Here is a 15,041-nt window from a genome sequence, read left to right as displayed (position 1 = left end):
ACGGACGCAAAACGTCAACTTTTCTCAGGCATGCTCCGTTTTGTGCTGTAATGGGCATCACGCCCGTTACGGAAGCTGCAACGCCGGCAATGGCGCGCGGCCATGGAGTTTTCCACCCCGAGGAGAGCAAGCATGAAGAAACTGATCGCGATGTGCGCGCTGGTCACCCCAATGATCGCGGCCAGCGCTTTTGCGCAGACCGCCGCCACGCCGGCCAAGCCGGCGGCAACGGCCCCGGCAATGCCTGCCGCACCCGCCACGTCCGCCACGCCGGCTACCCCGGACAAGCCCGCGGCCAACGCCCAGCAGGACAAGATGAAGGCCTGCAATACCCAGGCCTCCGGCAAGAAGGGCGACGAACGCAAGGCGTTCATGAAGGAATGCCTGTCCAAGGCCGGGGTACCCAAGACCCAGCAGGAGAAAATGGCCTCCTGCAGCAAGTCGGGCAAGGGCAAGAAGGGCGACGAGTACAAGGCCTACATGAAGGATTGCCTGTCCAAGTCGGCCTGAGCGGCGGCACAAGCTGCAGAAGCAATGGCGAACCGGGAGGTTCGCCATTTTTGCTTGTCAACGCACTGTCATGACGCAGCCGGCACCTGATGCTATGCTTCAGGTGCTATGCGCATCATCCTCATCACCGGCATATCCGGTTCCGGCAAGTCCGTCGCACTGAACGTCCTGGAAGATGCAGGCTACTACTGCGTGGACAACCTGCCGGCCCAGTTCATCCCTGAACTGACCCGCTATCTCGACAGCCAGGGCTATACGCACCTGGGCGTGGCCACTGACATCCGCAGCCGCGAATCCCTGGACCAGCTGCCGGACACCGTGCGCGCACTGGCGGCCGAGCACCAGGTCGAGGTGATCTTCCTGACTGCCAGCACCGATGCCCTGGTGCAGCGCTACTCTGAGACGCGCCGCCGCCATCCGCTGTCGGTGCGCACCGACGGTGTGACGGGCCCGGGGGGCGAACCTGCCTTCAACGACACCGCGCTGATGGAAGCGATCGAGATGGAGCGCGCGCTGCTCAGTCCGCTGGCCGAGGCCGCACACCGTATCGACACCAGCAATGTGCGCACCAATACGCTGCGCAGCTGGATCAAGGAACTGATCCGCGAAGACAGCCAGCGCCTGACGCTGCTGTTCGAGTCGTTCGGCTTCAAGCACGGCGTGCCCAGCGATGCCGACATGGTGTTCGACGTGCGCTCGCTGCCCAACCCCTATTACGACCTGGCACTGCGCCCGCTGACGGGCCGCGACACGCCTGTGATCGACTTCCTGCAGGCCCAGCCAATGGTCCTGGCAATGGCCGAGGATATCCGCGCCTACGTCGAAAAGTGGCTGCCAAGTTTCATTGCCGACAACCGCAGCTACCTGACCGTGGCCATCGGCTGCACCGGCGGCCAGCATCGCTCGGTCTATATTGCGGAAAGGCTCGCCAACTATTTCCGGGCGCATGGTAATGTGCTGGTGAGACACCGAGAGCTCGCACCGGCGGGCTGACGCAGGCGCGACTGCCCACTGGCATCCGCACGCGGCGTCGGCCTGTCGGCCCTTTGCTGCGCGATACCCAAGCTGGCACTGCATGTCCTCGACCGACCTCTACCGTCCCACGGCATCAGAAGCTCCGCCACGGACGCTCGACAACCTGCCGCTGTTCCCCTTGCACACGGTGCTGTTTCCCGGTGGACGGCTGCCATTGCGCGTGTTCGAGGCGCGCTATGTCGACATGGTGCGCAACTGCCTGCGCGACAGCACGCCCTTTGGCGTCTGCCTGATCGAAAGCGGCGAGGAAGTGGCCCGCCCGGACCAGCCCACCGTGCCCGAACTGGTCGGCTGCCTGGCCGAGATCGTCGACTGCAACATGGAGCAGCTCGGCGTGCTGCTGATCCGCGCGCGCGGCCGCGAGCGTTTCCATATCGTCAGCCATGAGACCCGCGACGACGGCCTGCTGGTGGCACGCGCCGAAGTCCTCCCCCCCGACATCATCGACTGCAAGCTGGAACTGCTGGGCGAATGCCTGGATGCGCTGCGGCGCATTGTCACGCGGCTGCATGCCGAGCAACCCGACCGCCTGCCGTTCGACGAGCCCTACCTCTGGGACGACCCGAGCTGGGTGGCCAACCGGCTGTGCGAGTTGCTGCCGGTGCCGCTCAAGGCCAAGCAGATGCTGATGGCGCTGCCCGACGCGGGCATGCGCGTCGAGATCGTGCACCGCTATATGCGCCAGAACCACATGCTCTAGCCGCGGTTTTCCGTCACGGTCAGAACAACCCGCCGCGGGCCTGGTCTTCCAGCAGCCGGCGCACCGGCGCGGGCGTCCCCACGGCATCGAGATCGTCGAGCGAGAGCCAGCGTTGCGCGGCTTCCCCGGCGCTGTCCTGCACCATCAGGCTTGCGCCGTCGGCGCTCACATCGACCCGGATGGCACGGATCAGCAGGCGGAAGTGCGTGAACACATGGGTCAGCTCCCCGGTCAGCGTGGCGCGCGCGGGCTTGCCGAAGGCGCGCGCATAGTCCAGCGCCGCCGCCTCGGCGGCGTCCGCATCGAAGGGCACGGTGTCGACCGGCATCTCCGGCAGGCTCCACAGGCCGCCCCAGATGCCGCTGCCCGGGCGCAGGCGCAGCAGCACTTCGCGCTCGCGCCGCACCAGCAGCATCACCGTGCTGCGCTCGGGGATGGCGGCGCGCGGCTTGGGCGTGGGCAGCACGCCGGTGAGCCCGTCACGGCGCGCCACGCAACCGGCCGACAGCGGGCACGCGCCGGCGTCGGCCAGACAGGCCGGCTTGCCGCGCGAACACACCGTGGCGCCCAGGTCCATCAGCCCCTGCGTATAGGCGATCATGTCCTCGGCCTGGCGCGGGCCGGGCGCCGGCAAGGCCACCTCTGCCAGTTGCCACATGCGCGTTTCCACCGCGCGCTCGCCCGGATGGCCATGGATGCCGAAGCAGCGCGCGAACACTCGCTTGACGTTGCCGTCCAGGATCGGCGAACGCACGCCGGCACTGAACGCGGCGATCGCCGCCGCGGTGGAGCGGCCGATGCCTGGCAGCGTGGCCAGCACCGCGGGATCCGTCGGGAAACAGCCGCCGTGCTCGCTGACCACCTGCATGGCGCAGCGGTGCAGGTTGCGCGCGCGCGAGTAATAGCCCAGGCCCGCCCACAGCGCCATCACCTGGTCGGCAGGCGCCGCGGCCAGGTCCTGCACCGTGGGCAGCTGCGCTACAAAGCGCTGGAAATAATCGATCACCGCGCTCACCTGGGTCTGCTGCAGCATGATCTCCGACAGCCAGATGCGGTACGGGTCGCGCGTGTTCTGCCACGGCAGGTCGTGCCGGCCATGCCGGCGCTGCCAGTCGACCACGCGCGCGCCGAAGTCGGGCGGCACGCGGATGTCGTCGGGCATGGCGGGGACGGTGCGGGGGGCTGGTTTGCGGGGCATGTGGGGAAGACGATGTAGTACGCGGCGCCAGCAATTGCTGCAGACTCTGCAGTCACTGCCTGGGTGCTCCCTCTCCCGCTTGCGGGAGAGGGTTGGGGTGAGGGCGGGCGCGTCAACGAAGTGACGCGTGTCGGTATGCCAGCGCCTGCCCTCACCCCCTGCCCCTCTCCCGCAGGCGGGAGAGGGGAGCAAACCGGCAGCGTGCGAAGTTCGTGAGCAAACTGAAGGCGCCGCTAAGGGTGCGGCGCCACATGATATACCGGCTTCAGGATCGGCCTAGGCTACCGCAAGGCTCGCACTATCGGCGCCGGCAGCCGGCCGCATCAGCCGCTCGGCATAGCCCTCGATGCGCCCGCTGCGCTCATCGAGGCCGTTGAGCACTTCCTCAAGCTCGGCGATGCGGCTTTCCAGCGTGTCGGTGGCCTCGTGGATGCGCTCGATCGAATCGACGCGCCGGCGCAGCTGCTTCTGGTGCTCGCGCACCTGCGCTTCCAGCGGCGTCATCACCGACTTGAGCCAGACCTCGATATCGCGGTTCAGGTCGCGGAAATTCTCCAGCACGCGGCTGGCCATGGTGTTGAATGCGCTCTGCACCAGCTGCGGGCGCGAACGCGTCAGCATGTTGACGGTGCCGAAGTGCGCGTGCACCAGCCGCAGCGTCTCCTGCAGCTCGGCCACGTAGCGCTCGGCGGTGAACTGCATCGGCGCGGGCAGCGTGAAGCCGTGCTCGGCATTGAAGCGCCGGTACATGCTTTCGATCAACTGGTACAGCTGGCCGATCTTGTTGTCGGCATCGGTCACCAGCACCGTCAGTTGCGCGAACAATGCGTCCATGTCCTCGCGCAGGCCGCGCGAGAAGAAGCGTTCCTTCATCTGCTCGCGCGCGGTGCGCATGGTGCGGCGCACGTCGCGCAGCTGCAGGCTCTTGATGATGTCGGCACTATGGCGGCCGAAGACCATGCGCAGTGCCTGGAACTTGCTGATGCTCTGCTCGAACTCGTCCTTCTCGCCGTGCACCCGCATCAGCATGTGCTTGACCATCGCATGGTTCTTGCCGCGCAGGCCGCGCAGCTCGAACAGCTGCTCGACGATATCGCGGCGGCGGATCTGCAGCATCTGCTGCGCGGCGCGCGCCATGTCCTGCACCAGCCGGTGCACCTGGTCCGAGACGATCTCGCGCCGGCGCGGAATCAGCTGCTCGGACAGCACGTGCTCGAATTCGGGCAGCCCGCTGCGCGCCAGCAGCGCGTCGTCATGCGTGACCTTGGCCACCAGGCCCTTCTGCGCCGATACCGGATACACGCGCGACTGCTCGATGCCCAGCACCTGCGCGGTGGTGGACACCTGCCGCGCGATCTCCTGCGCAATCTCGCCCGGCTGGCGCAGCGGATCCCACAGCCCGTCGATCTTGTTGAGCACGGCCAGGCAGCCGCGCCGGTGGCCGGCGCCGACATGGCCGCGCCACAGATCGAGGTCGCTCTTGGTGACGCCGGCGTCGGCGGCCAGCACGAACACCACCACGTGCGCATCCGGGATCAGCCGCAGGGTCAGCTCGGGCTCGGTGCCGATCGCGTTCAGGCCCGGCGTGTCCAGGATCACCAGGCCCTGGCGCAGCAGCGGGTGCGGAAAATTGATGACGGCGTGGCGCCAGCGCGAGATCTCGACCATGCCTTCGGCATCGACCGCATACGCGGCGTCGGGATCGTTCTCGTGGTACAGCCCCAGTGCCTCGGCCTGCTCGGGCGGCACGCGCATGGTCTGCACCACGTGCTGGAACGCCTCCAGCATGCCCTCGGGCGAAGACGGGTCCAGCGGCACCGAATGCCAGTGCGAAGCCGAGGTGCCGGCCTCCAGGAAGTCAGCGGTCGAGGCCTCTTGCAGGCGCGTCTCGATTGGCAGCAGGCGGATGCTGGGCGGCTCGGCCTCGTCGTAGCGCAGCTCGGTCGGGCACATGGTGGTGCGCCCCGCCGACGATGGCAGGATGCGGCGCCCGTAATCGGCAAAGAAGATGGCGTTGATCAGCTCGCTCTTGCCGCGCGAGAACTCGGCAATGAACGCAACCTTGAGGCGGTCGCTGCGCAGCACGCTCTGGATGCGCTGCACGCGGTCGTCGGCCTGGGCATCGTACAGGTCGTGCTGCTGCAGCCAGGACTGGAATTCGGCCAGTGACTGGAGGACCCCGGTTCTCCAGGCGCCGTATTGTTCGAATTGGTGGGCGAGCGTTGTCATGGAGCTGTTCGGCTGACTCGGTTTTACCTCGGGGTTCGCCGCCTGCGCGGTGCGCCCGTGTTCACGCAATGCCGGCCCGCAACTGCGTCTACCCGGCAAGCGGCTGGGCCATTTTGTAACTTTTTATGTCTGCGCACACGATACAGGTTTCCACGGCGGTTTTGTGGAATTCGCGCCCCGTGCGCGGCGGCGGCGCCAGGAGTGTTGCGCCGACCCATCGACAATGGCCTGTGGCGCGCTTTGTGCGCCACACGGCGCCTGCTGCCGGGCTTGCTGGGGGGCCGGCAAGACTCAGTGCTGGCAGTTGGGGCAGTAGAAGGTGGAGCGCTGGCCTTGCACGATCTGGCGCACGGGGGTGGCGCAGACCCGGCACGGCTGGCCGGCGCGATCGTAAACAAAGCAATCGAGCTGGAAGTAGCCGCTGGCGCCATCGCTGCCGACAAAATCGCGCAGCGTGCTGCCGCCGCGCTCGATGGCCTGCGCCAGGGTCTCGCGCACGGCCTGCGCCAAGCGGTCGCAGCGCGCGCGGCTCAGGCGCCCGGCCGGGGTGGTCGGGCGGATGCCGGCGCGGAACAGGCTTTCGGACGCATAGATATTGCCCACCCCCACCACGATGCCGCCGGCCAGCAGCACGGTCTTGATGGCGGCGCTGCGCCCGCGCGTGTGGCGATGCAGCCAGGCGCCGTCGAAGGCGGGATCGAAGGGCTCGATGCCGAGCGTGCGCAGCAGCGGATGCGACGCCAGTTCCGCCTCGGGCAGGGTCGTCCACAGGATGGCGCCGAAGCGGCGGGGATCGCGGAAACGCAGCACGATCGTGCCCTGCCCGGGCTGCGGTGTGGCGTCAGGCGTGGTGCCCGGCTCCGGGGCCAGCACCAGGTCGAGGTGGTCGTGCACACCGGCTGGCGGCGCATCGGGCAGCACCCGCAGGGTTCCGGTCATGCCAAGGTGCACCAGCAGCCAGCCAGCGGGCTCCCCCGCATCGGCACTGACGCACTCGAGCAGCAGGTACTTGCCGCGGCGCTCGATACGGCGCACCAGCCGCCGCGCCAGGCGCTCTTCCAGCTTCGGATCGACCGGCCAGCGCAGGCCGCGGTGGCGCACCGTGACCGCGGCGATGCGCCGTCCCACCACATGCGGCAGCAAGCCGCGCCGGGTCACTTCGACCTCGGGCAATTCTGGCATCGAACCTCTCCGTTGGTTACCGCTCAAAACTTCTGCCGCGCCCGCGGGCACCGTCCCGCGGCGCCAAGCAGCGCATTGTAGCGGCAGGCTACAATGCCCTTATCAATGCGCAATCCCCCATCCTTCGCCAGCGCGCGCCGGAGCACTCAATACATGTCGGACCTCATGCCGGACCTGATGCCGGACTCCACGTTGCAAGCCACCGCGGGCGGCCGCCTGGCCACATTCCCGGGCGCCTGGCCGCGCACAGCCGGTGCTTTTGCCCGCTTGTGCCAGGCGTCACGGCGCCACGCGCGGGCGCTGGCCGCCTTTGCGGTGCTGGCCATGGCCGCTGGCGCAAGCCATGCGGCGCCAGCGGTTGACGCCGGGCCACTGCCAAGGTTGCAGCTGGCCGCGGCGGAAGGCGAAAGCCCTGCCGCCGGCAAGGCGGCGCGCACCCCGCTGCCGTCGCTGGAGCTGACCGAGGATATCGTCTATATGGTGCTGGCCGCGGAGATTTCCATGCAGCGCGGGCTGGTCGGCCCGGCCTACCGCACCTACCTGGAACTGGCGCGCCAGACCCGCGACCCGCGCTTCGCGCAGCGCGCCACCGAGATCGCCTTCAACGCGCGCAACCCGCAGCAGGCGCTTGACGCCGCACGCCTGTGGAAGGACATCACCCCGACCTCGCCCGCGGCAACCCAGGTGCTGTCGACGCTGCTGGTGCTCAACGGCCGCTGGGACGACGCCCGGCCGCTGCTGCAGCAGCAGCTGGCCGCGGTGCCGGCCAACCATCGCGGCGATGCCATCCTGCAGCTGCAGCAGCAGCTGTCGCGCACCAGCGATCCGGCCGGCGCAGCCGCGCTGCTGCAGGACCTGACCCGGAATGAAGCCCGGCTGCCTGAAGCGCAGCTGGCCCTGGCGCGCGCCAGGGAAATCGCCGGCGACGAGCCGGGCGCGCTGGCCGCCCTCGACCAGGCGCTGCTGCTGCGCCCCGGCTATGAAGCGGCCGCGCTGATGTCGGCCGAGATGCGCGCGGAGAAGCAGCCCGACGAAGCCGTCGCGGTGCTCAGGCGCTTCCTCGGGAAGTCGCCCGAATCCGTCAACGGCCATATCACGCTGGCGCGGCTGTACCTGCTGAAGAACGACATGCCGTCGGCCCGCGCGGAATTCGAGACGCTGCGCAAGGTAGCCCCTGCCGACCCGCGCGTGCCGCTGGCACTTGGCCTGACCAGCCTGCAGGCCAAGAACTACGACGAGGCCGAGCAGTACCTCCAGGAATACCTGCGACTGGTCGAGAAGCAGCCCACCGCCAACCCGGACATCGCCTACCAGTACCTGGCGCAGATTGCCGAGGAGCGCAAGGACTATGCGGGTGCGATCCGCTGGCTGGACCGCATCGAGGATGTCCGCCTCGCGCCGGCGGCGACCGCCAAGCGCGCGCAGTTGCTGGCGCGCATGGGCAAGCTCGACGACGCGCAGGCGCTCTTCGGCGAGCTGCTCAGCGATGCCGACGACATCCCCGATCCCGGCCAGCGCACGCAGCGCGTGACCGCCATCCGCCAGGCCGAAGTGGCCACGCTGATGGAGAGCAAGGCCTATGACCGCGCCCGCAAAGTGCTCGACGAACGCGTTAGCGCCGAGCCCGACAACGTCGACTGGATCTACGAGCTGGCCATGCTCGACGAGCGCCAGAAGCGCTACGACAGCATGGAAAAAGGCCTGCGCAAAGTGATCGCGCTGCAGCCGCAGCAGAAGCAGGGCTACAACGCGCTGGGCTACTCGCTGGCCGACCGCAACGAGCGCCTGCCCGAGGCGCTCAAGCTGCTGGAGCGCGCCTCCGAGCTGGGGCCGGACGATCCTTACATCATGGACAGCCTGGCTTGGGTCAAATTCCGCATGGGCGACCTGCGCCCCGCGGCCGACCTGCTGCGCAACGCCTATTCCAAGGCGCCCGAGGCCGAGATCGGCGCGCACCTGGGCGAGGTGCTGTGGGCACTCGGCGAGCGCGACGAGGCGCGCAAGACCTGGACCGAAGCCGTGCGCATCGACCCCGAGAACGAGACCCTGGTCGATACGCTGCGCCGCTACAAGGTCAACGTGCAGCTGTCCAAGTAACCCCGCGCGCCGCACGCCCGAAGCCCGGGCCCGCGGCGCCGGATTCCCGTCAGCCGGCGGCCGCCGCGCCGCTGTCCTCGCGACCATGCCCATGAACCGATCCCGACGCCTGGCGCTGCTTTGCCTGGGCGCGCCCCTGCTGTTGCAGGCGTGTGCCAGCGTGGCGCCGTCGCGCAGCTTTGATGCCGACCCGAGCGCCGCCAGCCGGCAATACACCGGCCGCTTCTCCGCCAACTACGTGCGCTACGGCCGCAACGAGGGCGTGCAGGGCAGCTTCCGCTGGGAAGAGCAGGGCCGCAACGTGCGGCTGGACCTGGTGTCGCCGCTCGGCCAGACCCTGGCCGTGGTCACCGCCACGCCGTCCGGGGCCACGCTGGACCTGCCCAACCAGCCGCCGCGCAACGCGCCCGAAGTCGACACCCTGATGGAGGAAGCGCTCGGCTTTGCGCTGCCGGTGGCCGGCATGCGCGACTGGCTGCACGGGCGCGCCACCCAGGGCACGCCCGCGCGCACCACGCGCGACGAGCAGGGCCGCCTGGCCACGCTGGCGCAGAACGGCTGGACCGTGCGCTACGTCGCCTGGCAAGATGCGCCCGCCGCTGGCGCCGCTGCAACCCAGGTGCCGCGCCGCATCGACCTGGCGCGCGACGCCGGCAGCAATCCGCTCTCGGTGCGCCTCGTGATCGATCCCCAGACACCATGAACCACGCCATGCGCAGCAGCCATCCCCTGCCCCCGCCCGAACTGCGCGACTGCCCCGCGCCGGCCAAGCTCAACCTGTTCCTGCACGTGACCGGACGCCGCGCCGACGGCTACCACACGCTGCAGACCGTGTTCCAGCTGGTCGACTGGTGCGACACGCTGCATTTCCGGCGCCGCGAAGACGGCGTGGTCGCGCGCGTCACCGAGGTGCCCGGCGTGCCGGCCGAGACCGACCTGGTGGTGCGCGCCGCGCGCGCCCTGCAGGCCGCCACCGGCACCGCCTTCGGCGCCGACATCGCCATCGACAAGGTGCTGCCGATGGGTGGCGGCATCGGCGGCGGCTCGTCCGATGCCGCCACCACGCTGCTGGCGCTGAACCACCTGTGGGGACTGGACCTGACGCGCGCCGAGCTGATGCAGATCGGACTGAAGCTGGGCGCCGACGTGCCGGTGTTCGTGTTCGGCGAGAACGCCTTCGCGCAAGGCATCGGCGAGGACCTGACGCCGGTCGAGTTGCCCGACAGCTGGTTCGTGGTTATCCACCCGAAACAGCATGTCCCCACCGCTGAAATTTTTTCGGACGAGTGCTTGACAAGGGATACGCCCCTCTCCATAATTGCGGTCTTCGCTGCTCGCACAAACAAATTCGATTTCGGTCGCAACGATCTGGAACCGATAGCAACAGCGAAGTTCGGCGAAGTCGCCCGAGCCCTGGCATGGCTGAAGCAACACAACCAGCATGCCCGGATGACCGGTTCCGGAGCCTGCGTGTTCGCGCGTTTTCCCGACGCAATAACGGCGCAGAAGGTTCTGGAGAGGTTGCCTCCTGAATGGGATGGCAGGTGTGTGCGCAGTCTGGCACGTCACCCGCTCGCAGCGCTCGCGTAGCAAGTTTTCGTTCGGCGCGGTACCGCAGTCTGGTACCACGATGAACGGCCCGGTTGTGTAGGGGAGTCGCCAAGTTGGTCAAGGCACCGGATTTTGATTCCGGCATTCGAAGGTTCGAATCCTTCTTCCCCTGCCATTACATTCCTATAGTGTCCTTACGGACCCTCAGTATCTGTCACCGGCCTTGCCGGTGACGCCAAGCTCCCCCAGCAGCAAGACAGGTGCCCCGAATGAGCAGCGAAGGCTTGATGGTATTTACCGGCAACGCCAACCCCAAACTCGCGGAGGCTGTCGTACAGCACCTCGGCATTCCGCTGGGTAAGGCACTCGTTGGCCGTTTCTCCGACGGCGAAGTTCAGGTTGACATCCAGGAAAACGTTCGCGGCAAGCACGTCATCGTGCTGCAGTCCACCTGCGCGCCGACCAACGACAACCTGATGGAACTGATGGTGATGGTCGATGCGCTCAAGCGCGCCTCGGCACGCAGCATCACCGCCGCCATGCCCTACTTCGGCTATGCCCGCCAGGACCGCCGCCCGCGTTCGGCGCGCGTGGCGATCTCGGCCAAGGTCGTGGCCAACATGCTGGAAGTCGCCGGCGTCGAGCGCGTGCTGACGATGGACCTGCACGCGGACCAGATCCAGGGCTTCTTCGATATCCCCGTCGACAACATCTACGCTTCGCCGGTTCTGCTGGGCGACCTGCGCGAGAAGAACTACGGCGACCTACTGGTAGTGTCGCCGGACGTCGGCGGCGTGGTCCGTGCCCGCGCGCTGGCCAAGGAACTGAACTGCGACCTGGCGATCATCGACAAGCGTCGTCCCAAGGCCAACGTGGCCGAGGTGATGAACATCATCGGTGAAGTCGACGGCCGCAACTGCGTCATCATGGACGACATGATCGACACCGGCGGCACGCTGTGCAAGGCCGCCCAGGTGCTGAAGGAGCGCGGCGCGCTGAAGGTCTTCGCCTACTGCACGCACCCCGTGCTGTCGGGCGGCGCGGCAGCACGCATCGCGGACTCGGCGCTGGACGAAGTGGTGGTGTGCGACACCATCCCGCTGTCCGAAGAAGCCGCAAAGTGCACCAAGATCCGTCAGCTCTCGACCGCTCCGCTGCTGGCCGAGACCTTCACCCGCATCGTCAAGGGCGACTCGATCATGTCGCTGTTTGCGGGTTCCTGATAAGATCTATAGTTTTACTGCGTTGATCGCCGCTTTTTGGAGGTCAACGTGACTTGATCGGCGCATATCTTTCCATTTGCGCCGCAACGAGGCTGTCTGGTCGCGGACAGCCTTCTTACTTTTGGAGTCATCATGAAAGTTGTCGCTTTCGAGCGTAGCGTACAGGGAACGGGTGCGAGCCGCCGCCTGCGCAATTCGGGCAAGACCCCCGGCATCATCTACGGCGGCACCGCCGAGCCGAAGATGATCGAACTGGATCACAACGCCCTGTGGCACGCCCTGAAGAAGGAAGCGTTCCACTCGTCGATCCTGGACCTGGAAGTTGCCGGCAAGAGCGAACAGGCCCTGCTGCGCGCATTCCAGATGCACCCGTTCAAGCCGCTGGTGCTGCACGTCGATTTCCAGCGCGTGTCGGCCAACGACAAGATCCACGTCAAGGTGCCCCTGCACTTCATGAACCAGGAAACCGCTCCTGGCGTGAAGCTGGGCCACGGTCTGGTCAACCACATCGTGAACGACCTGGAAGTGTCGTGCCTGCCGGCCGACCTGCCCGAGTTCATTGAAGTGGACGTCGGCACCATGGAACTGGGCCAGACCCTGCACCTGAGCGACCTGAAGCTGCCGAAGGGCGTGACCGTCATCACCCACGGTGACGACAACCCGGCCATCGCCAGCATCTCGCAACCGGCTGGTGCCGTGTCGGAAGCTGCCGAAGGCGGCGAAGCCGCCGGCGAAACGCCGGCTGCCTAAGCTGCAGCAGCGGTTGCGGCCCGCGGGCCGCGCCACGAAGAAACCGCCGCTCTTGCGGCGGTTTTTTTTCGCCCGGCAGCCGTCTGCCGGTTTTTCGGTATCCTTGGCGCCTGTGGCGCAGTTCCGCGCGCCAACGACACAGTCAAACGCATGATCAAGCTCATCGTCGGCCTCGGCAATCCCGGTGCGGAGTACGAGGCCACCCGACACAACGCCGGCTTCTGGCTGGTGGACCAGCTGGCCCGCCTGGGCGGCGCCACGATGCGCGTGGAAGGCCGCTTCCACGGCCTGGCCGCGCGCGCGCGGCTGTGGGACCAGGACATCTGGCTGCTCAAGCCGTCGACCTTCATGAACCGCTCCGGACTGGCCGTGGTGTCGCTGGCGCGCTTCTACAAGATCCTGCCCGACGAGATCGTGGTCGCCCATGACGAAATGGACCTGCCCGCGGGCGCCGCCAAGCTCAAGCGCGGTGGCGGCGCGGGCGGCCACAACGGCCTGAAGGACATCTCGGCCCACCTGACCACGCAGGACTACTGGCGCCTGCGCCTGGGCGTGGGCCATCCGCGCAACGCGCCTGGCGGCGCCGGCGCGGGCCGCGAGGACGTGGTCAACTACGTGCTCAAGCCGCCGCGGCGCGAGGAGCAGGAGGCCATCGACACCGCCATCGACCGCTGCATCGACCCGCTCGGCCTGCTGGCGCGCGGCGATGCCGAACGCGCCATGGCGCAGCTGCATACCGCTCGCTGAGCTGCAACCCGGAAAAATCAAGCCCCCGTCACCTTGCGGTGCCGGGGGCTTTTTCGCCAGGCTGAAGCTGCCGGATTCAGGCCGCGTGCTTCGCCGCCGTCAGCAGACGGTAGCGCTGCATCAGCACCTCATGGGTCTCGACGCGGTTCGGATCCTTGGGGATGCAGGCGACCGGGCAGACCTGCTGACATTGCGGCTCGTCGAAGTGCCCGACGCACTCGGTGCACTTGTTGGGGTCGATTTCATAGATCTCGGGCCCCATCGAAATGGCTTCGTTCGGGCACTCGGGTTCACAAACGTCGCAGTTGATGCAGTCGTCAGTGATGATCAGCGCCATGGTGTTTCCTTCCTGCCGACACGCCCGCGCCCGACTGGCCGCGAACTGGCGTGTCTGAAAACGATATTTTATTCCGCTTTGCCGATTTTCTCTTGCAGCCAGCGTTCCACCGACGGAAACACGAACTTGCTGACGTCGCCGCCCAGCACCGCGATCTCGCGCACGAAGGTGCCGGAGATGAACTGGTACTGGTCCGACGGCGTCAGGAACATGGTTTCCACGTCGGGCAGCAGGTAGCGGTTCATGCCTGCCATCTGGAATTCATACTCGAAGTCCGACACCGCGCGCAGGCCGCGCACGATCACGCGCGCATTGTTATTGCGCACAAAGTCCTTGAGCAGGCCGGAAAAGCCTTCGACGCGCACATTGGGATAGTGCCCGAGGACTTCACGGGCGATGCCGATGCGCTCTTCGAGCGAAAAGAACGGGCGCTTGTTGGGGCTCTGCGCCACGCCGACCACCAGTTCGTCGAAGATGTTCGACGCGCGGCGGACAAGATCCTCGTGTCCCCGGGTCATTGGATCGAAGGTGCCGGGATAGACCGCGATGACCATACTTCCTCCTTGATCTGCCCGCTGCCGGCCATGGAAGGGCCGCCTCTTGCGCCGGCCGGGCCGGTGTGGGTGCTGCGTCGCGGGCGTTGTGACAGCGGCGTAGTGTAACCCTAAATGCGCCAGTTGGAAGTCGCCCGGCGCACCGTTTTGCGGCAGTGCAGCTAAGAATCCGTTCCGCAATAAGGAAGGCGGCCTTCCCCATTCTGGAACCGGCGGTGGCCGGGGCCGCGCCCCGGACTGGTGACTCAGGCGGCGCCGTTGCCCGCCACGCGGTGCTGCAGCAAATGGAAATGCACCGCGCCGGCACGCGCGTGCCGCATGATCTCAAGCGATGCCGGCACGGGCGCGTCGGCACCGGTCAGCGCGTGGTCAGTCTCGACATAGACCGCGCCGCCGGGGCGCGACAGCCGTGCCGCGTGTTCCAGCGCGGGTCCGATCCAGTCCTCGGCAAACGGCGGGTCCAGGAAGACCACGTCAAAGCTGGCATCGGGCAGCTGCGCGGCAATGGCGAAGGCATCGCCCTGCATCACGCGCACCTGCGACGCATCGAGCCGGTACTGGTTGTCGCGCAACTGCCTGGCCACGCGCGCATTGGACTCGACCAGCGTCACCGCGGCCGCGCCGCGCGAGGCGGCCTCGAAGCCAAGTGCGCCGGAGCCCGCGAACAGGTCCAGGCATTCCAGCCCGGACAGGTCCTGGCCAAGCCAGTTGAACAACGTCTCGCGCACGCGGTCGGGCGTGGGGCGCAGGCCCTGGGCGTCGGGAACGGGCAGCAGGGTGCGCTTCCAGCGGCCGCCGATGATGCGGACCTGGGAAGGTGCCTGGCGCGGCACTGCGGAGACGGGAGGTCGCCCGCCATTGGCGGGCGAAGGCAATCGGGAGCGCGAATTCATGCCGTGATTGTAGAGCCTGTGGGCCGGTCCGCCGC

At 67.5% G+C, this 15,041-nt stretch carries 15 protein-coding genes and 1 tRNA gene; 10 read left to right on the top strand and 6 right to left on the bottom strand.

Annotated elements, in window-relative coordinates; translation table 11 throughout:
• Positions 1 to 132: 132 nt before the first annotated feature.
• The 3 genes from ACREYQ_RS02000 to ACREYQ_RS01990 all read left to right on the top strand — a co-directional run bounded on the left by ACREYQ_RS02000 (position 133) and on the right by ACREYQ_RS01990 (position 2,245).
• Positions 133 to 510, top strand: a complete 378-nt coding sequence (locus ACREYQ_RS02000; protein ID WP_432259136.1) for a PsiF family protein — start codon at positions 133 to 135, stop codon at positions 508 to 510.
• A gap of 108 nt (positions 511 to 618) precedes the next feature.
• On the top strand, positions 619 to 1,503 hold the full coding sequence (gene rapZ / locus ACREYQ_RS01995) for an RNase adapter RapZ (RefSeq protein WP_432259135.1): 885 nt from the start codon (positions 619 to 621) through the stop codon (positions 1,501 to 1,503).
• An 82-nt stretch (positions 1,504 to 1,585) separates the two neighbouring features.
• The gene (locus ACREYQ_RS01990; RefSeq protein ID WP_432259134.1) at positions 1,586 to 2,245 is read left to right on the top strand and encodes an LON peptidase substrate-binding domain-containing protein; all 660 of its coding nucleotides are present in this window, start codon (positions 1,586 to 1,588) and stop codon (positions 2,243 to 2,245) included.
• A 19-nt stretch (positions 2,246 to 2,264) separates the two neighbouring features.
• On the opposite strand, the gene mutY is transcribed toward ACREYQ_RS01990, so the two are convergent.
• From mutY to mutM, 3 genes are all read right to left on the bottom strand, one after another.
• A complete protein-coding gene (gene mutY / locus ACREYQ_RS01985; RefSeq protein WP_432259133.1) occupies positions 2,265 to 3,443 on the bottom strand; it encodes an A/G-specific adenine glycosylase in 1,179 nt (392 codons plus the stop codon).
• Positions 3,444 to 3,719: 276 nt separating this feature from the next.
• Entirely contained in the window at positions 3,720 to 5,672 is a 1,953-nt protein-coding gene (locus tag ACREYQ_RS01980) for a dynamin family protein (protein ID WP_432259132.1), read from the bottom strand.
• A gap of 291 nt (positions 5,673 to 5,963) precedes the next feature.
• Positions 5,964 to 6,854 carry a bifunctional DNA-formamidopyrimidine glycosylase/DNA-(apurinic or apyrimidinic site) lyase gene (gene mutM / locus ACREYQ_RS01975; RefSeq protein WP_432259131.1) on the bottom strand — a complete coding sequence of 297 codons (891 nt, stop codon included), beginning with the start codon at positions 6,852 to 6,854 and terminating at the stop codon, positions 5,964 to 5,966.
• 153 nt (positions 6,855 to 7,007) lie between these two features.
• On the opposite strand from mutM, the gene ACREYQ_RS01970 reads away from it, so the two are divergent.
• The 7 genes from ACREYQ_RS01970 to pth all read left to right on the top strand — a co-directional run bounded on the left by ACREYQ_RS01970 (position 7,008) and on the right by pth (position 13,222).
• A complete protein-coding gene (locus ACREYQ_RS01970; RefSeq protein ID WP_432259130.1) occupies positions 7,008 to 8,951 on the top strand; it encodes a tetratricopeptide repeat protein in 1,944 nt (647 codons plus the stop codon).
• A gap of 91 nt (positions 8,952 to 9,042) precedes the next feature.
• Positions 9,043 to 9,654 carry an outer membrane lipoprotein LolB gene (locus ACREYQ_RS01965; protein WP_432259129.1) on the top strand — a complete coding sequence of 204 codons (612 nt, stop codon included), beginning with the start codon at positions 9,043 to 9,045 and terminating at the stop codon, positions 9,652 to 9,654.
• Between the two features lie 8 nt (positions 9,655 to 9,662).
• On the top strand, positions 9,663 to 10,541 hold the full coding sequence (ispE, locus tag ACREYQ_RS01960) for a 4-(cytidine 5'-diphospho)-2-C-methyl-D-erythritol kinase (protein WP_432260342.1): 879 nt from the start codon (positions 9,663 to 9,665) through the stop codon (positions 10,539 to 10,541).
• Positions 10,542 to 10,600: 59 nt separating this feature from the next.
• Positions 10,601 to 10,677 (top strand) — tRNA-Gln (locus ACREYQ_RS01955).
• 94 nt (positions 10,678 to 10,771) lie between these two features.
• Positions 10,772 to 11,725, top strand: coding sequence for a ribose-phosphate pyrophosphokinase (locus ACREYQ_RS01950; protein WP_010814374.1), 954 nt, complete (start codon positions 10,772 to 10,774; stop codon positions 11,723 to 11,725).
• Between the two features lie 132 nt (positions 11,726 to 11,857).
• Positions 11,858 to 12,475 (top strand): 50S ribosomal protein L25/general stress protein Ctc, encoded by a 618-nt coding sequence (locus ACREYQ_RS01945; protein WP_432259128.1) that lies wholly within the window; start codon positions 11,858 to 11,860, stop codon positions 12,473 to 12,475.
• 150 nt (positions 12,476 to 12,625) lie between these two features.
• Complete coding sequence (gene pth, locus ACREYQ_RS01940; protein ID WP_432259127.1) at positions 12,626 to 13,222, top strand: aminoacyl-tRNA hydrolase; 597 nt, start codon at positions 12,626 to 12,628, stop codon at positions 13,220 to 13,222.
• 76 nt (positions 13,223 to 13,298) lie between these two features.
• Here pth and ACREYQ_RS01935 read toward each other — a convergent pair whose 3' ends face one another.
• The 3 genes from ACREYQ_RS01935 to rsmD form a co-directional block, all read right to left on the bottom strand.
• Positions 13,299 to 13,559 carry a YfhL family 4Fe-4S dicluster ferredoxin gene (locus ACREYQ_RS01935; protein WP_078195177.1) on the bottom strand — a complete coding sequence of 87 codons (261 nt, stop codon included), beginning with the start codon at positions 13,557 to 13,559 and terminating at the stop codon, positions 13,299 to 13,301.
• Positions 13,560 to 13,627: 68 nt separating this feature from the next.
• Positions 13,628 to 14,113, bottom strand: a complete 486-nt coding sequence (gene coaD, locus ACREYQ_RS01930) for a pantetheine-phosphate adenylyltransferase (protein WP_432259126.1) — start codon at positions 14,111 to 14,113, stop codon at positions 13,628 to 13,630.
• Between the two features lie 245 nt (positions 14,114 to 14,358).
• Entirely contained in the window at positions 14,359 to 15,006 is a 648-nt protein-coding gene (rsmD, locus tag ACREYQ_RS01925) for a 16S rRNA (guanine(966)-N(2))-methyltransferase RsmD (RefSeq protein ID WP_432259125.1), read from the bottom strand.
• Positions 15,007 to 15,041: the final 35 nt, after the last annotated feature.

It is taken from the genome of Cupriavidus sp. TMH.W2 (assembly GCF_050847365.1).
GTDB lineage: Bacteria > Pseudomonadota > Gammaproteobacteria > Burkholderiales > Burkholderiaceae > Cupriavidus.
Note: the sequence above shows the minus strand (reverse complement) of the source record. Positions and strands in the feature narration are given on the sequence as shown.

What these genes read in the sequence shown, in the direction of transcription:
- ACREYQ_RS01945 (WP_432259128.1), top strand. Translation starts at nt 11,858, where the DNA reads ATGAAAGTTGTCGCTTTCGAGCGTAGCGTACAGGGAACGGGTGCGAGC.
- rapZ (WP_432259135.1), top strand. Translation starts at nt 619, where the DNA reads ATGCGCATCATCCTCATCACCGGCATATCCGGTTCCGGCAAGTCCGTC.
- ACREYQ_RS01970 (WP_432259130.1), top strand. Translation starts at nt 7,008, where the DNA reads ATGTCGGACCTCATGCCGGACCTGATGCCGGACTCCACGTTGCAAGCC.
- ACREYQ_RS01980 (WP_432259132.1), bottom strand. Translation starts at nt 5,672, where the DNA reads ATGACAACGCTCGCCCACCAATTCGAACAATACGGCGCCTGGAGAACC.
- ACREYQ_RS01935 (WP_078195177.1), bottom strand. Translation starts at nt 13,559, where the DNA reads ATGGCGCTGATCATCACTGACGACTGCATCAACTGCGACGTTTGTGAA.
- rsmD (WP_432259125.1), bottom strand. Translation starts at nt 15,006, where the DNA reads ATGAATTCGCGCTCCCGATTGCCTTCGCCCGCCAATGGCGGGCGACCT.
- ACREYQ_RS02000 (WP_432259136.1), top strand. Translation starts at nt 133, where the DNA reads ATGAAGAAACTGATCGCGATGTGCGCGCTGGTCACCCCAATGATCGCG.
- ispE (WP_432260342.1), top strand. Translation starts at nt 9,663, where the DNA reads ATGCGCAGCAGCCATCCCCTGCCCCCGCCCGAACTGCGCGACTGCCCC.
- ACREYQ_RS01965 (WP_432259129.1), top strand. Translation starts at nt 9,043, where the DNA reads ATGAACCGATCCCGACGCCTGGCGCTGCTTTGCCTGGGCGCGCCCCTG.
- mutY (WP_432259133.1), bottom strand. Translation starts at nt 3,443, where the DNA reads ATGCCCCGCAAACCAGCCCCCCGCACCGTCCCCGCCATGCCCGACGAC.
- pth (WP_432259127.1), top strand. Translation starts at nt 12,626, where the DNA reads ATGATCAAGCTCATCGTCGGCCTCGGCAATCCCGGTGCGGAGTACGAG.
- ACREYQ_RS01990 (WP_432259134.1), top strand. Translation starts at nt 1,586, where the DNA reads ATGTCCTCGACCGACCTCTACCGTCCCACGGCATCAGAAGCTCCGCCA.
- ACREYQ_RS01950 (WP_010814374.1), top strand. Translation starts at nt 10,772, where the DNA reads ATGAGCAGCGAAGGCTTGATGGTATTTACCGGCAACGCCAACCCCAAA.
- mutM (WP_432259131.1), bottom strand. Translation starts at nt 6,854, where the DNA reads ATGCCAGAATTGCCCGAGGTCGAAGTGACCCGGCGCGGCTTGCTGCCG.
- coaD (WP_432259126.1), bottom strand. Translation starts at nt 14,113, where the DNA reads ATGGTCATCGCGGTCTATCCCGGCACCTTCGATCCAATGACCCGGGGA.